We start from the raw sequence: 19,174 nt of genomic DNA, 5'->3' as shown, positions 1-19,174 counted from the left end.
ACTTTATCGCACGGAGGCCTCAGGTTAAACGATCCCGGGGGTTAACTCGGGTGCCGGGCCATAGTGGTAAAGTTTCCGGACAGTTTCCTTCCGGCGCTCCGCCGCTATGCGGAAAAAAGCGGGAACGACCGCCAGGGATCATTCATCTACAGAATCAGAATAAATCAGGAAAGTTTAGAAAATGTCTCGTCCCATAGAGCTTGTCATTCATATGGACGCACTGCGCCACAACTGCCAGAAAATGCGGGAGGCGGCGCGCGGCCGGTTCCTCTGGGCTGTGGTGAAGGCAAACGGCTACGGTCACGGACTGGAGCATATTGTGAAAGGGTTCGCTGAGGCGGACGGTCTCGCGATCCTCGATATCGGTGACGCGCTGAAGCTGCGGCGTCTCGGCTGGAAGAAACGGATCCTGATGATTGAAGGGTTCTTTGATGAAGAGGACCTCGAGCCTATTCAGGAAGCAGGAGCTGACGTGATCGTTCATTCGGAGCGGCTCCTTTCCATTCTGGAGCATCACAAGGGGCTGCGCCTCGGCTGCTATATCGGCGTGAACACCGGCATGAGCCGTCTCGGCTTCCGGCCATCCGAAGTGGAAGCGGTCAGAACCCGGCTTCACGCGATTCCCGGGGTGACGAGCTACGGCGTTCTCACGCACTTCGCAAACGGTGACCCTTCTTATAAAGAGAACGGCCCGGCGACAGTCGGCCGGCAGCTGGACCGGCTCGGTGATCTCGCGAACGACCCCGAAGGGGCGTGTCTCGCTGCGACGACCGGCATGCTCTTCCACCCTGAGGTGAAAGGGAACGCGGTCCGCGCAGGCATCGCGCTTTACGGCGTGAGCCCGGATTCGACGGTGTCCGAGAAAACACTCGACATTATTCCGGCGCAGACGCTCCGCGCGAAGATTATCGCGGTCCAGCATATTGAGAAGGGTGAGGCGGTCGGTTACGGCTCCAAGTGGATCGCGCCGCGTCCGAGCCGGATCGGCATCGTCGCCTGCGGCTACGCGGATGGCTACCCGAGATCCGCTCCGAACGGCACCCCGGTCTGGGTTGAAGGGAAAAAGGTCCCGATGGCGGGGCGTGTCTGCATGGACATGATTTCGATCGATATCACCGATTTCCCGGACGCGGATGTCGGAAGCTGGGTGGAACTCTGGGGACAGCATATTCCGGTGAACGAGATCGCGGGTTCGGTCGGCACGATTGGGTATGAGCTGATCTGCAGCGTGCTGCCGCGCGTTCCTGTCCGGGAGACAGAAGGGACTCTCTGATTCAGGTGTCCTCCTTTCTGTAAACTAAAAGCTTCAACCGCAGGGCTGTGGATCCGAGGGATCCCGGCCCTGATCAGTCTACGGAGCGGCAGAAATGGCAAAGTCAAAAACGGTTTATGTTTGCAGCCAATGCGGGGAGAGTTTCCCAAAATGGATGGGACAATGCCCGAACTGCCACGCCTGGAACACACTCTCCGAATATAAGGTGGAGGAGGGTGTCAGCGCCCGCTATGGCTCTGACCGCCACCGCAGCCAGGCGATTATTGAGTCGACTGAAGTGAAGGATCTCTCCAGCGTTCAGGCAGAGGGCCTTCCGCGGATTCTGACCGGGCTCCGCGAATTTGACCGCGTGATGGGCGGAGGACTTGTGCCCGGAGGCGTATCTCTGATCGGCGGTGATCCGGGTATCGGGAAATCCACGCTTCTCCTTCAGGTCACGGCGCGGCTCGTCGGGCGCGGCATGAAAACACTCTATGTATCCGGTGAAGAAAGCGCGGGACAGGTCGCGATGCGCGCGAAGCGTCTTGAGCTCCGTCCTGACGGGATCCGGCTGATGAGTGAAATTCAGCTTGAGACGATCGAACAGGTGATCGTGGCGGAGAAACCGGACTTCGTCGTGATCGACTCGATCCAGACGATTTTCTCCTCTGAACTCAATTCCGCGCCGGGCTCGGTCTCCCAGGTGCGCGAATGCGCGGCCCGGCTTACGCGTCTCGCGAAGACCTCGGGCACGACGCTTGTTTTTGTCGGCCATGTCACGAAAGAAGGGTCGCTTGCCGGTCCCCGGGTGCTCGAGCATATCGTCGACACCGTGCTTTACTTTGAAGGCGATACGCACTCCAACTTCCGCCTCATCCGCGCGTTCAAAAACCGTTTCGGCGCCGTGAATGAACTTGGGGTCTTCGGTATGACGGACCACGGCCTCCGCGGTGTCTCGAACCCGTCCGCGATTTTCCTTTCCGAATACCGGGAGAGTGTCCCGGGTTCCGTGATTCTTGTGACGCAGGAGGGGACACGGCCGCTTCTCGTCGAAATTCAGGCTCTGGTGGATGACTCACACTCGCCGACCCCGAAGCGGCTTTCGGTCGGCCTTGATCTGCAGCGTCTTTCAATGCTCCTCGCGGTCCTCCACCGTCACGCCGGGGTGAGCTGCTTTGATCAGGATGTCTTTGTGAACGCCGTGGGCGGCATGAAGATCTCGGAACCGGCGACTGACCTCGCGGTGCTGCTCGCCATCATTTCCTCGATCCGTAACCGGGCGCTCCCGAAGGGGCTCGTGGTGTTCGGTGAAATCGGTCTCGCGGGCGAGGTGCGTCCCGCGCCGCGCGGCCAGGAGCGGCTCCGCGAGGCCGCGAAGCTCGGGTTCTCACGCGCCATCATCCCGCGCGCCAATAAGCCGAAAGAACCGATTGAGGGGCTTGAGGTGATCCCGGTGGATAAGCTCTCGGAAGCGGTCGCTGCGGTGCAGGGGATGGAGTAAAGAACGCCTCACCGGCCCCGGACTGAATCGGTATACTTTCCCGCATCAAATAACCCATATTGCCTGGAAATTACACAATGACCACGCTCACCAAAATCCTTCCGGCGGGATCGAAGCCCGCTCCTGTTCTCCTCGCGAGAATGAAGCAAATCCCCCTGATTAGCGCCTTCCGCGCTGAGCTTCCCTCCACCTTTGAGGCGGGCGGCGAAGCGTACGAAGTGACGGTTTCGGTTGATGAACTGCGTCCGCTTGAGATCGATGACATCCTGATGGATGATCATGGGCAGCTCTACGCGGTGAGCGCGGCGCCTGAAGTCGTGTTCCATGTCACGGGCGATATGAATCTGATGCAGCAGGCGGGTTCCGCTCTTCTGATGCGCGGCTACCGCGTGTCTCAGACTGAGGATGGTTTCGGTGTCGCGGCGGACGAAGACCTGGGGCTTGCGCTGAAGCAGATCGGCCTCACCTATACCGAAGTCACTGAACCCTTCACCCCGATCGTTATGGATTCCTGCGGCTGCGGGTGTGGCTGCGGCGGCCATCACCACCATCACGATGACGACGATGAATGCGGCTGCGGCTGTGGCGGTCATCACCATCACCACGAGGAAGAGGAGTGTGGATGCGGCTGCGGCGGTCACCACCATGAGCACGAAGAGGAAGAGTGTAGCTGCGGCTGCGGCGGTCACCACCACGATCACGAAGAGGAAGAGTGCGGGTGCGGCTGCGGCGGCCATCACCATGAGCATGAAGAGGGCGAATGCGGCTGCGGCGGTCATCACCACGATCATGAAGAAGGCGAGTGCTGCTGCGGCGGCCATCACCACGAGCATGAAGAGGGTGAATGCGGCTGCGGTGGTCACCATCACGAGCATGAGGAAGGCGGCTGCACCTGCGGCTGCGGTTCCGAGAAGCCCGCAGCCAAGTAACGCCACCCTGGCTGCGACTCTGATTTTTTAAATCTGCACAGCTTTTTTGAAGGCACTTTTCAGAGTTTTTCTGTAAAATAGAGCCTTCGTGCGCGGGGATGGCGAAATTGGTAGACGCACCAGGTTTAGGTCCTGACGCCCGTTGAGGGCGTGCCGGTTCAAGTCCGGCTCTCCGCACCAGTTTTCAGAGCCCGGAGTGCTTCTAAGAGGCATTTCGGGCTCTTTTCTTATGTATGCGGGGTTGTTCCCCCCGGTTCCTGCGTTCCCGCCTTCCAGCCGAGCTTTCCATTCAGGAAAGATACCCGTCTCAGTCGGTTTCCTCTGTGATTTTTGAGTTCATCAGTATCCGGTCTGATACTGAAAAACGACAGAAAAATTCCTAATCGGGACCTGCTTTTGGATGAAATCCATTAGTCGTCTAACTATAATTTTGTGTTTCAATAAATATTTAATTGAAAATACAGCCGGCTCTCAGGGACATAAATCCTTCAGTACAAAAATCCTCACTAGCGGTCTCGGACTGTCTGAATAAGAACAGTTCTCAATACCTTCAGCTTAAGGCTGGCGTAAGGTCGGTTTACCTATATTAGGAATATAAATTAAAGAGTTAAGAAGGATGGAAAGCGCCAGGTGATGTTATGAAACTGGTTTGATTGAGAAATTTTCATTCTCATTGAAAAGCACTGCCGGGATACTTTCAGTGATTGACAATATTGAAATTAAGGTAATACAAAAAAATAAAAAAAGACTCACACTTTTTATGAAAAGCGAATAGAATGTTCATATCTGGTATGCCACACATTTGTCCCCGGGACCCCCAATCACCCCGGGTGGCAGACCGGATCATTTCTAATATCTAGGAGAAAGTAATGGCTGCTAATCGTTATGCCGGTACGAAGACCGAAAAGAATCTGTGGGAAGCCTTTGCCGGTGAGTCCCAGGCCCGCAACAAGTACACGTTCTTCGCAAGTGTCGCGAAGAAGGCGGGTTACGAGCAGATCGCCGCTCTTTTCCAGAAGACCGCTGATAACGAGCGTGAACACGCGAAGCTTTGGTTCCGTCAGCTCGGCCAGATCGGCACGACCGAGGAAAACCTCGCCGCTGCCGCTGCCGGTGAAAATTATGAGTGGACGGATATGTATGATCGTATGGCGAAGGAAGCCGACGAAGAAGGCTTCCCGGAACTCGCCGCTCAGTTCCGCGGCGTGGATGCTATTGAAAAGACCCACGAAGAGCGCTATCGCAAGCTGCTGAAGAACGTGGAAGAGAAGAAGGTGTTCGAGAAGGCCGGCATCACGGTCTGGGAATGCCGCAACTGCGGTCACATCGTGATCGGCACGAAGGCTCCGGAAGTCTGCCCGGTCTGCTTCCATCCGCAGAGCTTCTTCGAAGTCCGCGCCGAGAACTACTGATAGACGCCGTGTTCCGCGGGTCCTCTGAGGACCTGCGGATCAGTCCTGATGGTTTTGTTCCGCCTTTCGTCTGCAGGCGGGGCAGATCCCTTGAAACACGGAATTCTGAAAGTCAATCAGGATTCCGTGTTCTGCATCCAGGTGATGCTTCAGTTCCTCAGCGGTACGCTCAATCTCTCCGCAATGAAGGTGAAAGAGCTTCCGGCAGACTTTGCACTGCACGTGAAACTCCGCCTCATCGTGACCCGGCGCGAATTCGAACACAATCGGGCCGCCTTTCTTGGTCAGAAATTTCTTCAGCTTCCCTTCCTCTGAAAGTGCGTTGACGAGCCGGTAGACCGTCGTGTAGCCGATCTTTTCACCGCTCGCGACGAGCCCCTCGTGAATTTCCTTCGCCGTCAGAAACTCCTCAGGATGCGACTCGAGAAAGCGGATAAGGGAGGCTTTCTGACGTGTTGAGTAACCGCTTCCGCGGGGGTTCTGTTTCGTTTCGTTTTCTTCAGTCATGACTGTCCGGTGATCTTCGCCCGAATTCTGAGAATAAGAATAACCGATAAGAGGATGAAAACCGAAATCAGGGCTGTGGCGCCCCCTGGCGCGACATTGAGCGCATAGGAGGCGAAGAGCCCGCCGATCGCTGAAACCACAGAAACCGCGATGGAAATGACGGCCGTCGCGCGGATTCCTTTACGGAACTGAAGCGCCGAGGCGACCGGGATCGCGACCATCGAGCTGATCACAAGAGCGCCGAGGATTTTGATTGAGGCAGCGACTGAGGCCGCGGCGATCACGGAGAAGAGGAAGGACACCGCCCGGATCCGGACACCGGCAAACTTTGCCGCCACTTCATCAAAAGCGACATAAATCATGTCGTAGCGAAGCAGGAACGTGAGGAGCACGGCGGCCGCCGTGAGCACAAGGATCGCGATCGCGTCGCTCCTGTCAACCGTCAGGATGCTTCCGAAAAGGAAGGATTCGGCGTTCGCGTGAAGGAGCCCCGAACTCATGAGGGTCACGGCGATGCCGGCAGAAAGCGCGAGAACGATCGCGAGCGTGAGGTCGGACCGTCTCGGGAAGCGGCTCTGCAGAAGGTCGATCCCGGCACCCGCCGCGACGGAGTACCCGATCGCGTAGAGAATCGGGTTCCCGCTGCAGAGAATCCCCGTCGCTGCGCCGGCAAGCGACGCGTGGGCGAGTGTGTCGCCGAGAAGCGAAAACCGCCGCAGCACAATAAAAATCCCGATCGTGGGGCAGAGAATGCCGATGCAGATGGACGCGAAAAACGCGTACCGCATGAAGCTGAAACTGAAGATATCGCTGAAAACCGAAAAATCAGGCATGAAGCGCCTCCGATTCCGTAAGACGGCCGTCTTTCAGTTCGAGAATCCGGTCTGAGTAGCGCCGCGCGGCACCGAGATTATGTTCCACCGCGATGACGGTGAGGTGATGTTTCTCATGAACGTGACGGATCAGTTCATAGATTTCCTCGGCCCGTTTTGGATCGAGTCCGGAAGAGGGCTCATCGAGGATCAGAAGAGCGGGAAATGAAATGAGGGCGCGTGAGAGATAGAAGCGTTTCATTTCGCCCCCTGAAAGCGTACTGACAAGCGCCTCCGCCCGATGGCCGAGGTCAACTGATTCGAGCGCGAGAAGAGCGGAGTCCCGAAGATTCGTTTTTCCGATCCTGAGAGACGCGAGAATGCCTTTCTCGGTCCGGGTCCGGAGCCGCTCATAAATGGTGAGTGCCTCAAGCAGCGTGATCGGGAAGTCGGAATACGCGTAGTCAGACGCCTGGGGGACAAAACCGATCCGGGTGCCCCGAGGAACGCGGATCGACCCGGCGGACGGCTTCAGCAGACCGAGCATCAGACGGATCAGAGTCGACTTGCCGCTTCCGCTCTCTCCGGTAATGGAGGTCCAGGAGCCGTCAGTGAGGGTCTCTGTGACCGACTGGAAGAGAAACGGCGCGTGCCCGGAGTAAGAAAAACTTAAATTGGAAATCTCAACCATATTCATTCCGTTCGACAAACGGATTTGCTATTTATTTTGGTAAGCATGTATGATAGCGGATATTCTAAATTGAAAATGCTTTCCAAATTAAGGAGTGAGAGTGATGCAGAGAAGATCGCTTCTTGCGGCGATGGCCCTGATTCCCGTCTTCCAGATGGCGGTTCCGGGCGCAGCGATTGCCGCGGAGAAGAAAGTCAAAGTTGCGGCCACTTTTGACGCGATGGCGGAGATCGCGAAGGCGGTGGGCGGGAACCGGGTCACAGTCTCGACCCTGATCCCTCCGGGCGTGGAGCCGCATGAGTATTCGCCCCGTCCGGGTGATATGCGGGGACTCGCGGGCGCGGATCTCGTGATCAAGAACGGGCTCGGGCTTGAACCCTGGACTGAAAAGGCGCTGAAAGCGTCCGGCAACGGCCGCGCGAAGATCGTCGTGGCGTCTCAGGGCGTGACGCCGATGAAGATCGGGGCCGCGATCGATCCCCACCTCTGGATTTCGCCTTCAGGCGCAATCCTTGAAGCGGAAAACATCGCGAAGGCGCTTGAAGCCGCGGATCCCGCGGGAGCGGCGGTTTATAAGAAGAATCTTGCGGCTTTCGCTTCAGGCATCAAAGCCGCGTCCGACGCCTTCCGCAAGGCGGCCGCCGGATCCAAAAACCGCACGTTTGTTACCGGGCACGCGGCGTTTGGCTATCTGTGCCGTGATTTTGGTCTGAAGCAGGTCAGCGTTGAAAACGTTTACGCGGAAGGAGAACCCTCCGCGAGGCAGCTTGCGGAACTCGTGAGCTTCTGCCGGAAGAACCACGTGAAGACCGTTTTCGCTGAGGAACTCGCAAGTCCCGCGGTTTCCAGGACACTCGCCCGCGAATGCGGCGCCAAGGTGGTCCCGATCTACACGATGGAAAGTCCTGAAGACAAACTGAGCTTCACCGCCCGTATGTCTCAGAACCTGAAACACATTGCTGAAAGTTTTCGGTAACGACGCGAAAAGACTGCGGACCTGATCCGCGCGACACACAGAGTAAAGCGTTAACCGGGCTCTCTGCCTCTTCTCCGGGAGGCAGAGAGTTTTTTTATATTGAGTTCGGGGAGAAAAAGAGCAAAAAAATGGGAAGACTGAATGGATCAGCCTTCCCTTTAAGAGAATCAGGAAACTGGGATTCGTGCTTTTTCCCCCAATCCTGTTTCCTGATTCCGTGGGAGCCCGGCGCCCCCAGAGAGAGTGGATGCAGCGTTCTTTGTCAGACGCCTGAGGAGAGGAGGGCAGTGTCCGAAGTGTTTTCCGCGATGCCGGTTAATGAGGCGGATTCTGGAGATCCTTTGCCGCATGTCCGGTACGGGAGAACTGGCGTGACTCACAGCTTTAATCCGTCACTTCTGTCTGTGAGTGACGCCGGCGGAATGACCTTTCTTCTTCTTTTCTTAGGGCACTGCCTGCGTCGGTGAAGCATTTTCAAGGGAGGTCAGATCGATCCTCCTTTTTCTGATGTAGTCATAAAAACTGCTTCCTTCTGTGTGTCGTTTATGTTGTTCTTTCTTGTGAAATCAATTCTATAAGTCATTGAATGTTGTATGTTTTGCAATTGAGATGAAGGGCGGTGAATTCAATTATTGCAATTACTTTCGCTTGAGACAGACTGATAAATTTCTGTAAAAGGCCCTCTCTGTTTCCCGGGATGAAACAATGCGGTGATTTCACTGTAAAAATGATGTTTTTACAGATGGTTGAATGAAAAGCACTGTAAATCTGACCCTTAGCCGTCTAAGTAAAGGCGGAAAGATAGCAATGATATCTAACTGAGATGAATTGGCAGTTCGTTTTCCTGTGGTTACGTAAAAGATTGACTTTTGGTTGAAAAAGTTGACTTGCAATAATTTTGATGTGTATCAAAAAGATAACCCCTTGGGGTATCGGGTTAAGCCGGTATCAGGCAGAAAGAAAGGGTTTTCGGAGGTTGACACAGAGTTTGCAGGGATGAACTTTGGAGCAGTTTTCTGAACCGGGAGTCTTAGAGCGCTGCAGATCTGAAGGCAAAAAAAACGGGAAGGTCAGGGAGGACCTTCCCGGTAAAGGAGTCTGCGAAACAGGGATCAATGCACATTCCCCCTTCCTGCTTTGCAGATTCCAAGGGGGCCCGGCGCCCCCTATGTCAAGCTGCTATGGGAGTGATTTATTTCAGCCGCTTCTGAATATCAGCGATCTGTTGCTTCAGCGCCCGGAGTTCCGCTGACTGGGAGTCGAGGCGGGTATTCGCGGCGGAAAGCTTCGTGTCAGCTGTGGCGAGGCGGGCACTGAGGTCCGTGTTTTCGGTCTTAAGCGACGTCACTTCGGCCTGCAGTTCCTGGGGCGACTTCTTCTTCATGCTGTTATCCCCGAACCGGTAAGAAACACCGAGGTTCAGCATGTGGTCGTTCGATGCGAAGGCACCGCCGACGTTAAACATCAGGTTTTCAGTCGGGCGGACAAAGAGTCCGACCGCGAGAGCCTGAGTGCCGTGATAGACACCGAGACCGAGGGAAGCGGAGACTTTGTGGTCTTCGTCATAATCCTGCGGATGGAGACCCGCGAGAGCGGCTGCTGTCGCTCCGGCCCGGTTGATACGGTCCTTCAGATCCCGCTGTCCGGCAGAGAACTGGTTCTGCAGGTTATTGATATCCGTGCGGTTAGCGGCGATGTTCGCCGTATTGTTGTCAATATCCCGGCGGTTCGTCGCAATGTTCGTCGTATTGTTCTGAACCTTGACATTGGTTTCGTGGAGCTGGGCCCCATTGATCGCCTCGTTCGACGTCGCAGAAACGGTGCCGGCAGCTACATTTGTGATCTTATTTCCGCCGTTATCGAGCCCGGCCGAAGTGATTGAAACCGTTCCGGAAGAGCCGCCGGTGATCGTTACGCCGTTCGTATTGATGACCGTCGTTGTGGGGGACGAGTCTGAGGAGAACGTGGCGCTATGCATATCCGTCAGGTCCTGGCTCAGCGTCACCGTGTAGGTGCTCGCGGGAGGCGAAGTGGAGGGATCAGCCGTGATCGGGAGACGCGTGGTGTCAACCGAGAGGTTCGGTCCCTTGGTGTCCACTTTTGTGGAAGAAGCAGCGGTAATGGCCTTGAGCTGAGCCACGTTGACCGCGTCGGTATCTTTCCAGCCAGCGGCGACACCCGTAATCTGACGCGTGATTCCTTCATCGGCGTCACCGACCGAGACTGCGGATGCGGTGGACATCCAGGTTGCGGATGTGTCTGTAGAGATCGTTTTGGTTGACGGATCATAGCCCTTCAGTCCGTACCAGGTATCAGCGACAGAACCTGAACCAATCGCCACGCCGCCAGTCGTGGTTGCGGTGGCGTTGTTGCCGATCGCAACCGAGCTCGCTCCTTTGGCGATCGTATTCGTACCGACCGCGGTAGCGTTGGCGCTGGACGCGGTTGATGTGTTGCCGATAGCGACACCGCCCATGGAGGTAGCCGTTGCCGTATTGCCGATCGCGACCGTATTCAGAGTAGCGGCCTTGGAATTGGTACCCATGGCAATCGCGTTGCTGCCAGAAGCTGTCGCTGTGCTGCCGATTGCAGTGGCGTTAGTGCCAGTCGAGTTCGCCGCGTTGCCGAGTGCGACGCCGCCCATGTAGGACGCTGATGCGGTATTGCCGATCGCAACCGTATTCAGCATAGCCGCCTTGGAATTGGTACCCATGGCAATCGCGTTGCTGCCAGAGGAAGACGCTGTATTGCCGATAGCGACACCGCTCTGGAAGGTTGCGAGGCTGTCGGAACCAATCGTCACACTGTTGTTTGCTGCTTTGACAGGAGTTGCGGTCGTGGCGTTTCCAATGACGACAGCGCCGGTAACCGTATCGAGATTACGGTTATCACCGATCACAATCGTTTTTGTGGCATGGGAAACCGAGTTTCCGGACCCAATAACGGTGACATGGTGCACGGAGTCGCCCGTGTTAGCGAAGCCTGTGAAAAGGTTATAGGCGCTCGGTGCGCCTTCACCGCCTTTCACCGTATTCCCGACACCGATAATTGCGGTTTCGTTTGTCCAGTCAGCCGTATTAGCACCGCCGATTGCAAGCGTAGAGCCGCCGCCGTTTGATTGGCTGACGAGTTCCCGGAGCGTGTCGGCGAACTCAACCGGGGAGGAGGGCAGAATCGGGGTCCGCGACAGCGTGTCGTCATTCTGGAGCGAATTGGTAATCTGGTTTGCGGCACCGAAAACCAGCGCACCGGAAGAATTGGAAACCCGGTTTGCTACGCCGACCAGACTGTTTGCCATCCCGGAGACTGCGGACTGAGAGCTTCGGGATTCGTTGCTGTTAAAAGAGCCAATGATCGTGGCACCGAACCCCTGGGAAACAGTGCTGTTTCCATTGACCGTGTTTGTTCCGCCCGGATAGTAATTGGCGGAATTGACGTTATAGGCACCGATCGACGTGGCGTACTGACCAGCGGTATAAGAGTTATAGCCTACACTCGTCGCTCCGAACCCGTACTGAAGGTTTTCATAGGAGTTGAAAGCGTCTCCCTGCTTATTGACATTCACGTCGCCGATCTGACCGGTGTAATCGTGCTGACCAAGAACGGTTGAGCCGTTGTAGCCAATGGAATTTTTACCGATCGCGATACCGCCCGCGCCAAAGTTCCCAGTATGAAAGAGATAGGACAAGGGATCCATGAATACGACAGCTGCGCCTTTTCTGCCGACTTCGGTGATGGTCTTGGCGTTGGCGCCGATTGCGATACTGGCTTCGCCAGCGTTGCCGCTATAAGTACTGTCTGTTCTGGCGTTGGGGCCAACAGCGACCTGATTGGCTCCAGTGGTTGAACTCGTCGCGCCGACAGCGACGCCGGCGCCGCTGCCTGCAGTAACCATTCCTGCGGCCATGGCGGGGCAGGCTGCGAGAGCAATCGCAGCAGCCACAAGTGACACCGCGAAACACGAATGAGAAGTGTTTCCCGTGGTGCGTTTAGAAGGGCTGGCCTGTCGCCGGGCGGAGGGAGCCTGGTGAATGACATTGCTTGACATGAGATTTTCCTCTGTGTGTTTTTTGTTAAGTTTTGTGAGGAAAATTATATGAATGAGCCATAAGTTGTTGATTTAGCAATCATCTCATGTTCGTTATGCATTCATTAAATGCAATAAGAACGGGAAAGAGGATTTGATAAATCCAACGTTTTTTCGATAACTGACGTCCAAAAATCCGGGGATAATTCAACGTATATTGAAAAAATGCATTTAAACAAGGGATTAAATAGGGAACATAGGGGGTATTATTCAAACACTGGTGAAATAACGGTATACCATCATGCATAAAGAGCAAGCAGGAAATGGCAGTTTTTCTGATTGCAAAAAGTTCAATAATTCAAATAGTTGCATGTATATCAACAACAAAAAACGTTGATTGAAGTCAAAAACCGCCAGTGATCGGGACTGAAAAACGTGTTTTGGAACTACGAAGCCGCTCCAGATTCGTAGGAAAGAGAAAGATGATCCGGGAGAAACCGAAAACTGTAGGGGGCGGTTTTCTGTCCCGTGCCGCTAAACGAAAAAAGGGAAGGTTTTTTCAAACCTTCCCATAAAAGGGCATCAGAAATCAGGACTCTGTGCTAATCCCCCATCCTGTTTTCTGGTGCCCGGGGAACCCGGCGTTCCCCGGAACCAGTCCGATGGACTGTATTAATGAAGAAGCTTCTGGATGTCCGCAATCTGGGCTTTCAGGGCTTTGAGTTCCGAGGCCTGAGAGTCAATGCGGGCATTCGCGGTAGCGAGCCGCGCGCTGAGGTCAGTGTTTTCAGTCTTGAGAGACGTCACCTCTTCCTGCAGCTGCTGCGGAGACTTCTTTTCCATGCTGTTGTCACCGAAGCGATAGGAGACGCCGAGGTTCAGCATGTGGTCATTCGACGCGAAGGCACCGCCGATGTTGAACATCAGGTTTTCAGTGGGCCGCACGAAGAGACCGACCGCCAGAGCCTGGGTTCCGTGGTAGAAGCCAAGACCGAGAGAACCGGAAACCTTATGGTCTTCGTCGTAATCCTGCGGATGAAGTCCGGCAAGAGCCGCGGCCGTTGCGCCCGCCCGGTTGATGCGATCTTTCAGGTCCTGCTGCCCGATGTTGTATTTGTTCATGAGTTATCGATGTCCGTCCGGTTAGCGGCAATATTCGTCGCGTTCTTCTGGACGTTCACATTCGTTTCGTGGAGCTGAGCCCCATTGACCGCGTCGCTCGAGGTTGCTGAGATGGTGCCAGGAGCCACTTTCGTGATCTTATTTCCGCCGTTATTGAGGCCCGTCGAAGTAAGAGAAACCGTGCCTGAAGTACCGCCAGTGATCGTCACGCCATTCGTGTTGATGACGGTCGTCGTGGACGAGACATCAGGATTACTGAAGGTGGCGCTGTGCATGTTCGTCAGATCCTGACTAAGGGTTACGGAGTAATCCTTGCCAGAGGCTTCCGCAACCGGTGTGGGATCTTCACCCTCAGAGGTGATAGGAAGCTTTACGGTTTCAGACTTAACCGAGAGGTTGGGGTCATCGGTAGTAACGGTAGTGGTATTAGCGGACGTATTAATCGCCGTCAATGTCGCAGCCCGCAGCTGAGCCACGTTGACTGCATCCGTGTCCTCGGAACCGGCGGCTACGCCAGTAATCTGACGCGTCACACCTTCATCGGCATCACCAACAGCAACCGCAGCTGCAGTAGATGTCCAGGTGGAGTCGTCCACCTTAGTCGAGGTAGTCTTCGTGGAGGTTCGTAACCGGCTACGCCAGCTGCGCGGTTAGCGACTGAACCAGCGCCGATTGCAACGCTACCGCTGACAGAAGCGGTGGAGTTTGTACCCAGAGCCACAGAGGATGGCGAATTAGCGGCCGAATTTGTGCCAATGGCTACAGCATAAAGCCCATTCGTTTGAGCCTGTGTGCCAAGCGCTACAGTCCCGCCACCAGAAGCTGTTGCGGTGTTACCTAATGCAATGTCACCGATAGTGGATGCTGTTGTGTTGTAACCGATAGCTACCGAGTACGAACCTTTGGTTTTCGTGTAGCTGCCGATAGACACACTGGACAGACCAGCGATTTTGTTATCCGCCCCCAGAGCTCCAGCCACAGCTTTGTAGCCAAGAGCAACCGATTGACTGGCGAGAGCCGTATTTTGCGAACCAATAGCTAAAGAGTCCACACCATACGCTTTGGATATGTAGCCAACAGCCAAGGAGTCTGATGCGTTAGCGAGACTCTGGAAACCAAAGGCAGAAGAGAAAGGCCCCTTCGATATTACCTGATAGCCAATGGCATTTGAGCCATCGCCCTGAGCGCTAGCGGTGTTTCCAATTGCCAATCCGCTCTTCCCACTGGCGACTGCAGAGGTTCCGATAGCATAACTGTCCTGGGCGGTTGCGCTGGCAGAGGTGCCGATTGCGACGCTGTCCTGTGCAGTCGCGTTGCTGGACTTTCCAATTGCGACAGCATCAGCAGTGGTCGCACTGGAGGAGGTACCAAGTGCAATTGTGTCTGTGGCACTCGCATTGCTGTCAGTGCCGATAGATACAAAATTATCAGCGTCAGAAATTTCTGTCGTCTCAGTAGCAGATCCCAGTACGACCGCACCGGTTGTAGAAGTTAAGGTGTGGTTGTCGCCGATAACAATGTCGGATGTTCCTGTCGAAACGGTATTGCCGGAACCAATAACTGTGACATGAGTGATCTCGTCAGCGGTGTTCGCAAAACCGGTGATCAGGTTGAAAGCACTTGGGTTTTCTGCCGAACCTGTTACGGTATTTCCGACACCCAGCAGGGCCGTTTCCAGAGTCCAGTCAGCCGTGTTGGCACCGCCAATTGCAAGGGTAGAGCCGCCGCCGTCCGAATTTTTGACGAGTTCACGAAGTTTTGCAGCAAAATCCGAGGCATTCCAAGGCATGCTTAAAAGATCCCATTTGCTAGTTGGCAAAACTCCTGAGAGCGTGTCGTCATTCTGCAGAGAATTTGTAATCTGGTTTCCGGCACCAAAGACAAGCGCGCCGGAAGCATTTGAAACCCGGTTTGCAACACCAACAATACTGTTAGCCATACCCGAAACAACTGACTGGGAATTCCGGGATTCATTACTGTTCAGCGAACCGAGAATAGTAGCGCCGAATCCTTGGGAAACTGTGCTTTTACCGTTGATGGTATTTGTATTGGCTAAGAAATAATTTGTCGAATTAACGTTATAGGCACCGACCGAGGTTGCGAACTGCCCTGCGGTATAGGTGTTATAGCCAACACTGGTTGCGCCTACGGCGTACTGCAGGTCTCCATACGTATTGCCTGTGCCTGTTCCGTTGATATTGACGTCCCCCAAGGCCCCGGTGTAGTCATGCTAGCCAATAACCGTTGATCCATTGATTGCGCTTGAATTTTCCCCGATCGCAATCCCGCCCGAACCGCCAGAGAAATCAAACGAAACAGCGATAGCCTTAGTGCCGCCTTCGGATGAAGTTGTAGCATTCTTGCCGATAGCGATGCTGGAGTCGTCATTGTTGCTACTTGAATACATAGTCGCCGCGGCACCGCTGCCAATCGCGATCTGATTGGCTTTTGCCGTGGAGCTGTTTGCTCCTACAGAAAGCCCCGGGCCGGTACCTGCAGCGACATCAGCCGCAAACGCTGTTACTGACGTGGTCGCCAGGATTGCTGCGGCGAGAATGGAGAGGGAGAACCGGAATGCGTTCTTTCCGGTGTGATTCTGCATACTGACCTCCTGCCGGGAGGGGGGAGGCACGTGGAACGCTTTTTTAGTAATTTTGCTTGTCATGGCTGGTTCCTTCTGTGTTTACGTTATTGTTAACTTCTGTAATTTCAGTATAGATAACCCATTGAAATTTGTGATTTTTGCATTTACCAACTTCGTAAATATTTTCAATAAATGCAATCACTAACGCTGAGAGTAACTTGATAATTTTCAAAACCAGCAAAAAATTGTTACGTAAATTGAAACAATCAAAAAAACAGAAAAATTACTTAAATAATCATTCTGTTAACTTTTGATATCAGCGATATATGAACAGAATCTGCGCAATAAATTGGACAAATAGCAAAGCTATAAGTTTGACAGGAAATGTATTTTTGTTGATTGCATTGTTTACAACAATGCAACGAAAATCAACTAAGTTGAATCTGATGTTTTATTGATATAGGTCAAATTAACGAGGCCCGTATACGTTTTTTGATCTAGAAGTTCACACTATTGACCTACTAGTTATTGTTAAAAATTTAATCTAAATAACGATAAATTGTGCTGTAACCAGAAAATTCGAAAGAAAAGTCAAATCTGGAATAGGAAGAGGGACAGCAGAGGGTTGAATCGTTAACCTACGCTTAACTAACCTTTAGTTGTAAATCGATCAATAGCGGTTGGAAAAAAGAAAAAATTACAAGATAAAAAATAAGGGAGAAGCATTTCTGCTTCTCCCTAAATTTTCTGTGCCGCCAAGAGGGCACAGAGAGGCTTTTTACCAGCCGCAGCCGTGTCCGCCGTTCATCATCGGGCCGGGACCAAAGCCGCCCATATGGGGGCCGTATCCGCCCATCATGCTGCCGGCGTGATGGCCGAACTCATACTGCAGGAAGATTTCCTTCTGATCCGCGGAAAGCGAATTCATCAGGTTCTTGCGGGCAGAGGCGAGAGCCGAGAGGTTATCCGACGCTTCACGCATGACCTTCGCGCGGGCTTCAAGCGCCTGCTGACGGCTTTCTGCACCGAGCATGGCCTGGCGGGCTTCGTAGCGAGTGTTCGCCATATTGGTCACCGCTTTCATCCAGGCGTCAAACACCCCCTGCTGGGCGCTCGTGATCTTGAGCCCTTCGGCGATGTGCTTGGAAATCTGGTTCATATAAGCGGGATCCACTTTACCCTGAGCCCCCTGAGGCATCACCGGGCCCGGTCCGAGCATCGGGCCGCCTGCAGGGCAGGGGTACCCCGCCTGAGGCTGACCGCCAGCCGGGTAGGCCCAGGCGGTGGCTGCCGCGGCGAGAACGCCGGCTGAGGCGAGAGCGCTGAGAATGATCTTGGAAGACTTCTTCATGGTTTTGCTCCTGAGGTTAATTGCATAACTGGAAGTCTATAGAAGAGGCGTGCAAATGCCGCATTGTCTTTGTAACGGGGAAGGTGCGGTGTTTACAGAGTATTTCAGGGGTTTCACGGAGGATATCTGATACCGCCTGTGGAACCGGAAGGCAGGGTCAGGTGAGTGTCATCCTCAGAAACAGAAACACCCCGAAGTGCCGGGCTTCGGGGTGCTGTCATGGGGGATGTGGAGAAGACCGGTGCTACTCAACTTCTTCCGGCTTCTTGTCGAATGCCTCTCCAACAGTGTCGAGGAACGAGCGCAGCCAGTCTGCGCCGCCAAGCCTCAGAAACATCTCTTTCTGCTTGGGGGTGCAGCGGATGTGAAGGACGATGTCCTTCGCATGCCCTGACAGCGGGCGGCCGCGGCGCCGTTTCTCTCCGCTAAGGGGTTGGGGCATATAAGTTCTGGTTTGAATTTCGGGCATTTTGTTTTCTCTCTTATTACACACACTATATTACATCGTGTGTTTGGAATAGTCCAGTACCCTAATGATTTGCTTACACTTTTTTCCGGTTAAGTATTACAAATTTGGAAAGTTGTAAACACCGAAGTTGTCAAAAAAATCCCCCGGACCGCTATTCAGCGCATCCGGGGGATTGCGTTTTCAGTCAACCGCGGTTAACGAAGCGCGAAGCTGATGCCGAAGAGCACCGCGAGAACGCACATCGTCGGGTTGATATCCTTCCAGCGGCGGGTGAGAACCTTGACCGCGATATAGGAGATGAAGCCGATACCGAGGCCGGTCGCGATGTTGAACGTGAGCGGCATCGAGATAACGGTGAGGAAAGCGGGGAGGGCGTCCGTGAAGTCATCCCAGTTGATGGCGCGCAGCGTCCCCATCATCATGGCGCCGACGATCATGAGGGCGGCTGATGTGGCGTAGACCGGAACGATCGAAAGGATCGGAGCGAGGAAGAGAGAAAGGGCAAAGAGCACAGCCACCGTCACAGCAGTGAGGCCGGTGCGGCCGCCAGCGGCAACGCCTGAAACGCTTTCGAGATAGGTCGTCGCGGTGGTGCAGCCGAGGAGACCGGAACAGAGCGTACCGATGGAGTCCGACATCAGGGCGCGGTCGATGCCGCGGATCTTGCCGTCAGCGGACACGTAGCCTGCCTTTGAACAGACACCGATCAGCGTGCCGAGGTTATCAAAGAGGTCAATAAAGCAGAGCGTGAAGAGTACGACCACAACCGAATGCTTCATCAGACCGCCGAAATCCAGCTGGAACGCCGTTGCGGTCGGGAAAAGCTTGATCGGTTTCGCGAATTCAGCGGCAAGGTCCGGGAGCGGAGTGGCGCCGAAGACGAAACCGACCACGGTGATGATCGCCATACCGATAATCATGGCACCCTTCGTCCCGCGGGCAATCAGAGCGCCGATGATGATCACGCAGATCACGGTGAGGAAAACCTTCGGATCCCAGAGGTTGCCAAGCGTCACGAAGGACGTCTTATCCCCCACAATGAGACCGCAGTTCTTCATGCCGATGAACGCGATGAAGAAGCCAATACCGGCCGGAATCGCGGACTTCATGGACATCGGAACCGAATTGATAATCAGCTGCCGGATGCGGGTGAAGGTGAGGAGAGAGAAGATGATGCCGGAGATGAGCACCGCGGCGAAGCCTGCCTGCCAGGTGAACCCCATCGGTCCGCAGACGATGAAAGAGAAGAAGGCGCTGATGCCGAGACCCGGGGCGACAGCGACCGGGAAATTAGCCCAGAGGCCCATGATGAGCGTCGCGATCACGGTGATCCATACCGTTGACACGAAAGCGTCGCCGAACGCGATGCCTGTGTTGGACAGCATGCCAGGGACAACGGCGAGCAGATAACACATCGTCACGAAAGTCGTGACGCCTGCGAGAATCTCCCGCCTGACGTTCGAGCCGGCAGCCTCGATTTTGAAATACCGGTTTAGAAGCTCATTCACTTGTGGTGCCTCTCCGAAGAGAAAGTTTGAGGA

At 54.5% G+C, this 19,174-nt stretch carries 16 protein-coding genes and 1 tRNA gene; 6 read left to right on the top strand and 11 right to left on the bottom strand.

Annotated elements, in window-relative coordinates; all coding sequences use genetic code 11:
- Positions 1-181: 181 nt before the first annotated feature.
- The 5 genes from alr (at position 182) to rbr (ending at position 5,094) form a co-directional block, all read left to right on the top strand.
- Positions 182-1,273: an alanine racemase gene (gene alr, locus M4NBBH2_RS07790; protein ID WP_116270398.1), complete on the top strand. Its 1,092-nt coding sequence runs from the start codon at positions 182-184 to the stop codon at positions 1,271-1,273.
- Between the two features lie 94 nt (positions 1,274-1,367).
- Entirely contained in the window at positions 1,368-2,753 is a 1,386-nt protein-coding gene (gene radA / locus M4NBBH2_RS07785; protein WP_116270397.1) for a DNA repair protein RadA, read from the top strand.
- 77 nt (positions 2,754-2,830) lie between these two features.
- Entirely contained in the window at positions 2,831-3,682 is an 852-nt protein-coding gene (locus tag M4NBBH2_RS07780; protein WP_174703618.1) for a hypothetical protein, read from the top strand.
- A gap of 92 nt (positions 3,683-3,774) precedes the next feature.
- Positions 3,775-3,862: transfer RNA gene (locus M4NBBH2_RS07775), tRNA-Leu, on the top strand.
- Between the two features lie 689 nt (positions 3,863-4,551).
- Positions 4,552-5,094, top strand: coding sequence for a rubrerythrin (rbr, locus tag M4NBBH2_RS07770; RefSeq protein ID WP_116270396.1), 543 nt, complete (start codon positions 4,552-4,554; stop codon positions 5,092-5,094).
- A 39-nt stretch (positions 5,095-5,133) separates the two neighbouring features.
- Here the strand turns inward: rbr and M4NBBH2_RS07765 are convergent, their stop codons facing one another.
- From M4NBBH2_RS07765 to M4NBBH2_RS07755, 3 genes are read right to left on the bottom strand one after another with little or no spacing between them, the layout of a single operon-like run.
- A complete protein-coding gene (locus M4NBBH2_RS07765; RefSeq protein WP_116270395.1) occupies positions 5,134-5,601 on the bottom strand; it encodes a Fur family transcriptional regulator in 468 nt (155 codons plus the stop codon).
- The gene (locus tag M4NBBH2_RS07760) at positions 5,598-6,434 is read right to left on the bottom strand and encodes a metal ABC transporter permease (protein WP_200832722.1); all 837 of its coding nucleotides are present in this window, start codon (positions 6,432-6,434) and stop codon (positions 5,598-5,600) included. Before M4NBBH2_RS07760 ends, M4NBBH2_RS07765 begins: the two co-directional genes overlap by 4 nt.
- A complete protein-coding gene (locus M4NBBH2_RS07755) occupies positions 6,427-7,104 on the bottom strand; it encodes a metal ABC transporter ATP-binding protein (protein WP_170135119.1) in 678 nt (225 codons plus the stop codon). The genes M4NBBH2_RS07760 and M4NBBH2_RS07755 overlap by 8 nt, the downstream gene beginning before the upstream one ends.
- 103 nt (positions 7,105-7,207) lie before the next feature.
- Between M4NBBH2_RS07755 and M4NBBH2_RS07750 the strand changes: the two genes are divergently transcribed.
- The gene (locus M4NBBH2_RS07750) at positions 7,208-8,080 is read left to right on the top strand and encodes a metal ABC transporter solute-binding protein, Zn/Mn family (protein WP_116270393.1); all 873 of its coding nucleotides are present in this window, start codon (positions 7,208-7,210) and stop codon (positions 8,078-8,080) included.
- A gap of 1,192 nt (positions 8,081-9,272) precedes the next feature.
- On the opposite strand, the gene M4NBBH2_RS07745 is transcribed toward M4NBBH2_RS07750, so the two are convergent.
- The 8 genes from M4NBBH2_RS07745 to M4NBBH2_RS07710 all read right to left on the bottom strand — a co-directional run bounded on the left by M4NBBH2_RS07745 (position 9,273) and on the right by M4NBBH2_RS07710 (position 19,141).
- Complete coding sequence (locus M4NBBH2_RS07745) at positions 9,273-12,023, bottom strand: YadA-like family protein (protein WP_170135118.1); 2,751 nt, start codon at positions 12,021-12,023, stop codon at positions 9,273-9,275.
- 756 nt (positions 12,024-12,779) lie between these two features.
- Positions 12,780-13,229 (bottom strand): YadA C-terminal domain-containing protein, encoded by a 450-nt coding sequence (locus M4NBBH2_RS07740; RefSeq protein WP_116270391.1) that lies wholly within the window; start codon positions 13,227-13,229, stop codon positions 12,780-12,782.
- Complete coding sequence (locus tag M4NBBH2_RS07735) at positions 13,226-13,762, bottom strand: hypothetical protein (RefSeq protein ID WP_202973740.1); 537 nt, start codon at positions 13,760-13,762, stop codon at positions 13,226-13,228. The genes M4NBBH2_RS07740 and M4NBBH2_RS07735 overlap by 4 nt, the downstream gene beginning before the upstream one ends.
- Entirely contained in the window at positions 13,759-15,441 is a 1,683-nt protein-coding gene (locus M4NBBH2_RS07730; RefSeq protein WP_125064653.1) for a hypothetical protein, read from the bottom strand. Before M4NBBH2_RS07730 ends, M4NBBH2_RS07735 begins: the two co-directional genes overlap by 4 nt.
- Before the next feature lie 18 nt (positions 15,442-15,459).
- A complete protein-coding gene (locus M4NBBH2_RS07725; RefSeq protein ID WP_116270388.1) occupies positions 15,460-15,831 on the bottom strand; it encodes a hypothetical protein in 372 nt (123 codons plus the stop codon).
- A 760-nt stretch (positions 15,832-16,591) separates the two neighbouring features.
- The gene (locus M4NBBH2_RS07720) at positions 16,592-17,164 is read right to left on the bottom strand and encodes a Spy/CpxP family protein refolding chaperone (RefSeq protein WP_116270387.1); all 573 of its coding nucleotides are present in this window, start codon (positions 17,162-17,164) and stop codon (positions 16,592-16,594) included.
- Between the two features lie 244 nt (positions 17,165-17,408).
- Positions 17,409-17,606 (bottom strand): hypothetical protein, encoded by a 198-nt coding sequence (locus M4NBBH2_RS07715; RefSeq protein WP_125064652.1) that lies wholly within the window; start codon positions 17,604-17,606, stop codon positions 17,409-17,411.
- A 221-nt stretch (positions 17,607-17,827) separates the two neighbouring features.
- Positions 17,828-19,141 (bottom strand): NCS2 family permease, encoded by a 1,314-nt coding sequence (locus M4NBBH2_RS07710; protein ID WP_200832723.1) that lies wholly within the window; start codon positions 19,139-19,141, stop codon positions 17,828-17,830.
- Positions 19,142-19,174 lie beyond the last annotated feature (33 nt).

Source organism: Mesosutterella multiformis (genome assembly GCF_003402575.1).
Taxonomy (GTDB): domain Bacteria; phylum Pseudomonadota; class Gammaproteobacteria; order Burkholderiales; family Burkholderiaceae_F; genus Mesosutterella; species Mesosutterella multiformis.
Note: the sequence above shows the minus strand (reverse complement) of the source record. Positions and strands in the feature narration are given on the sequence as shown.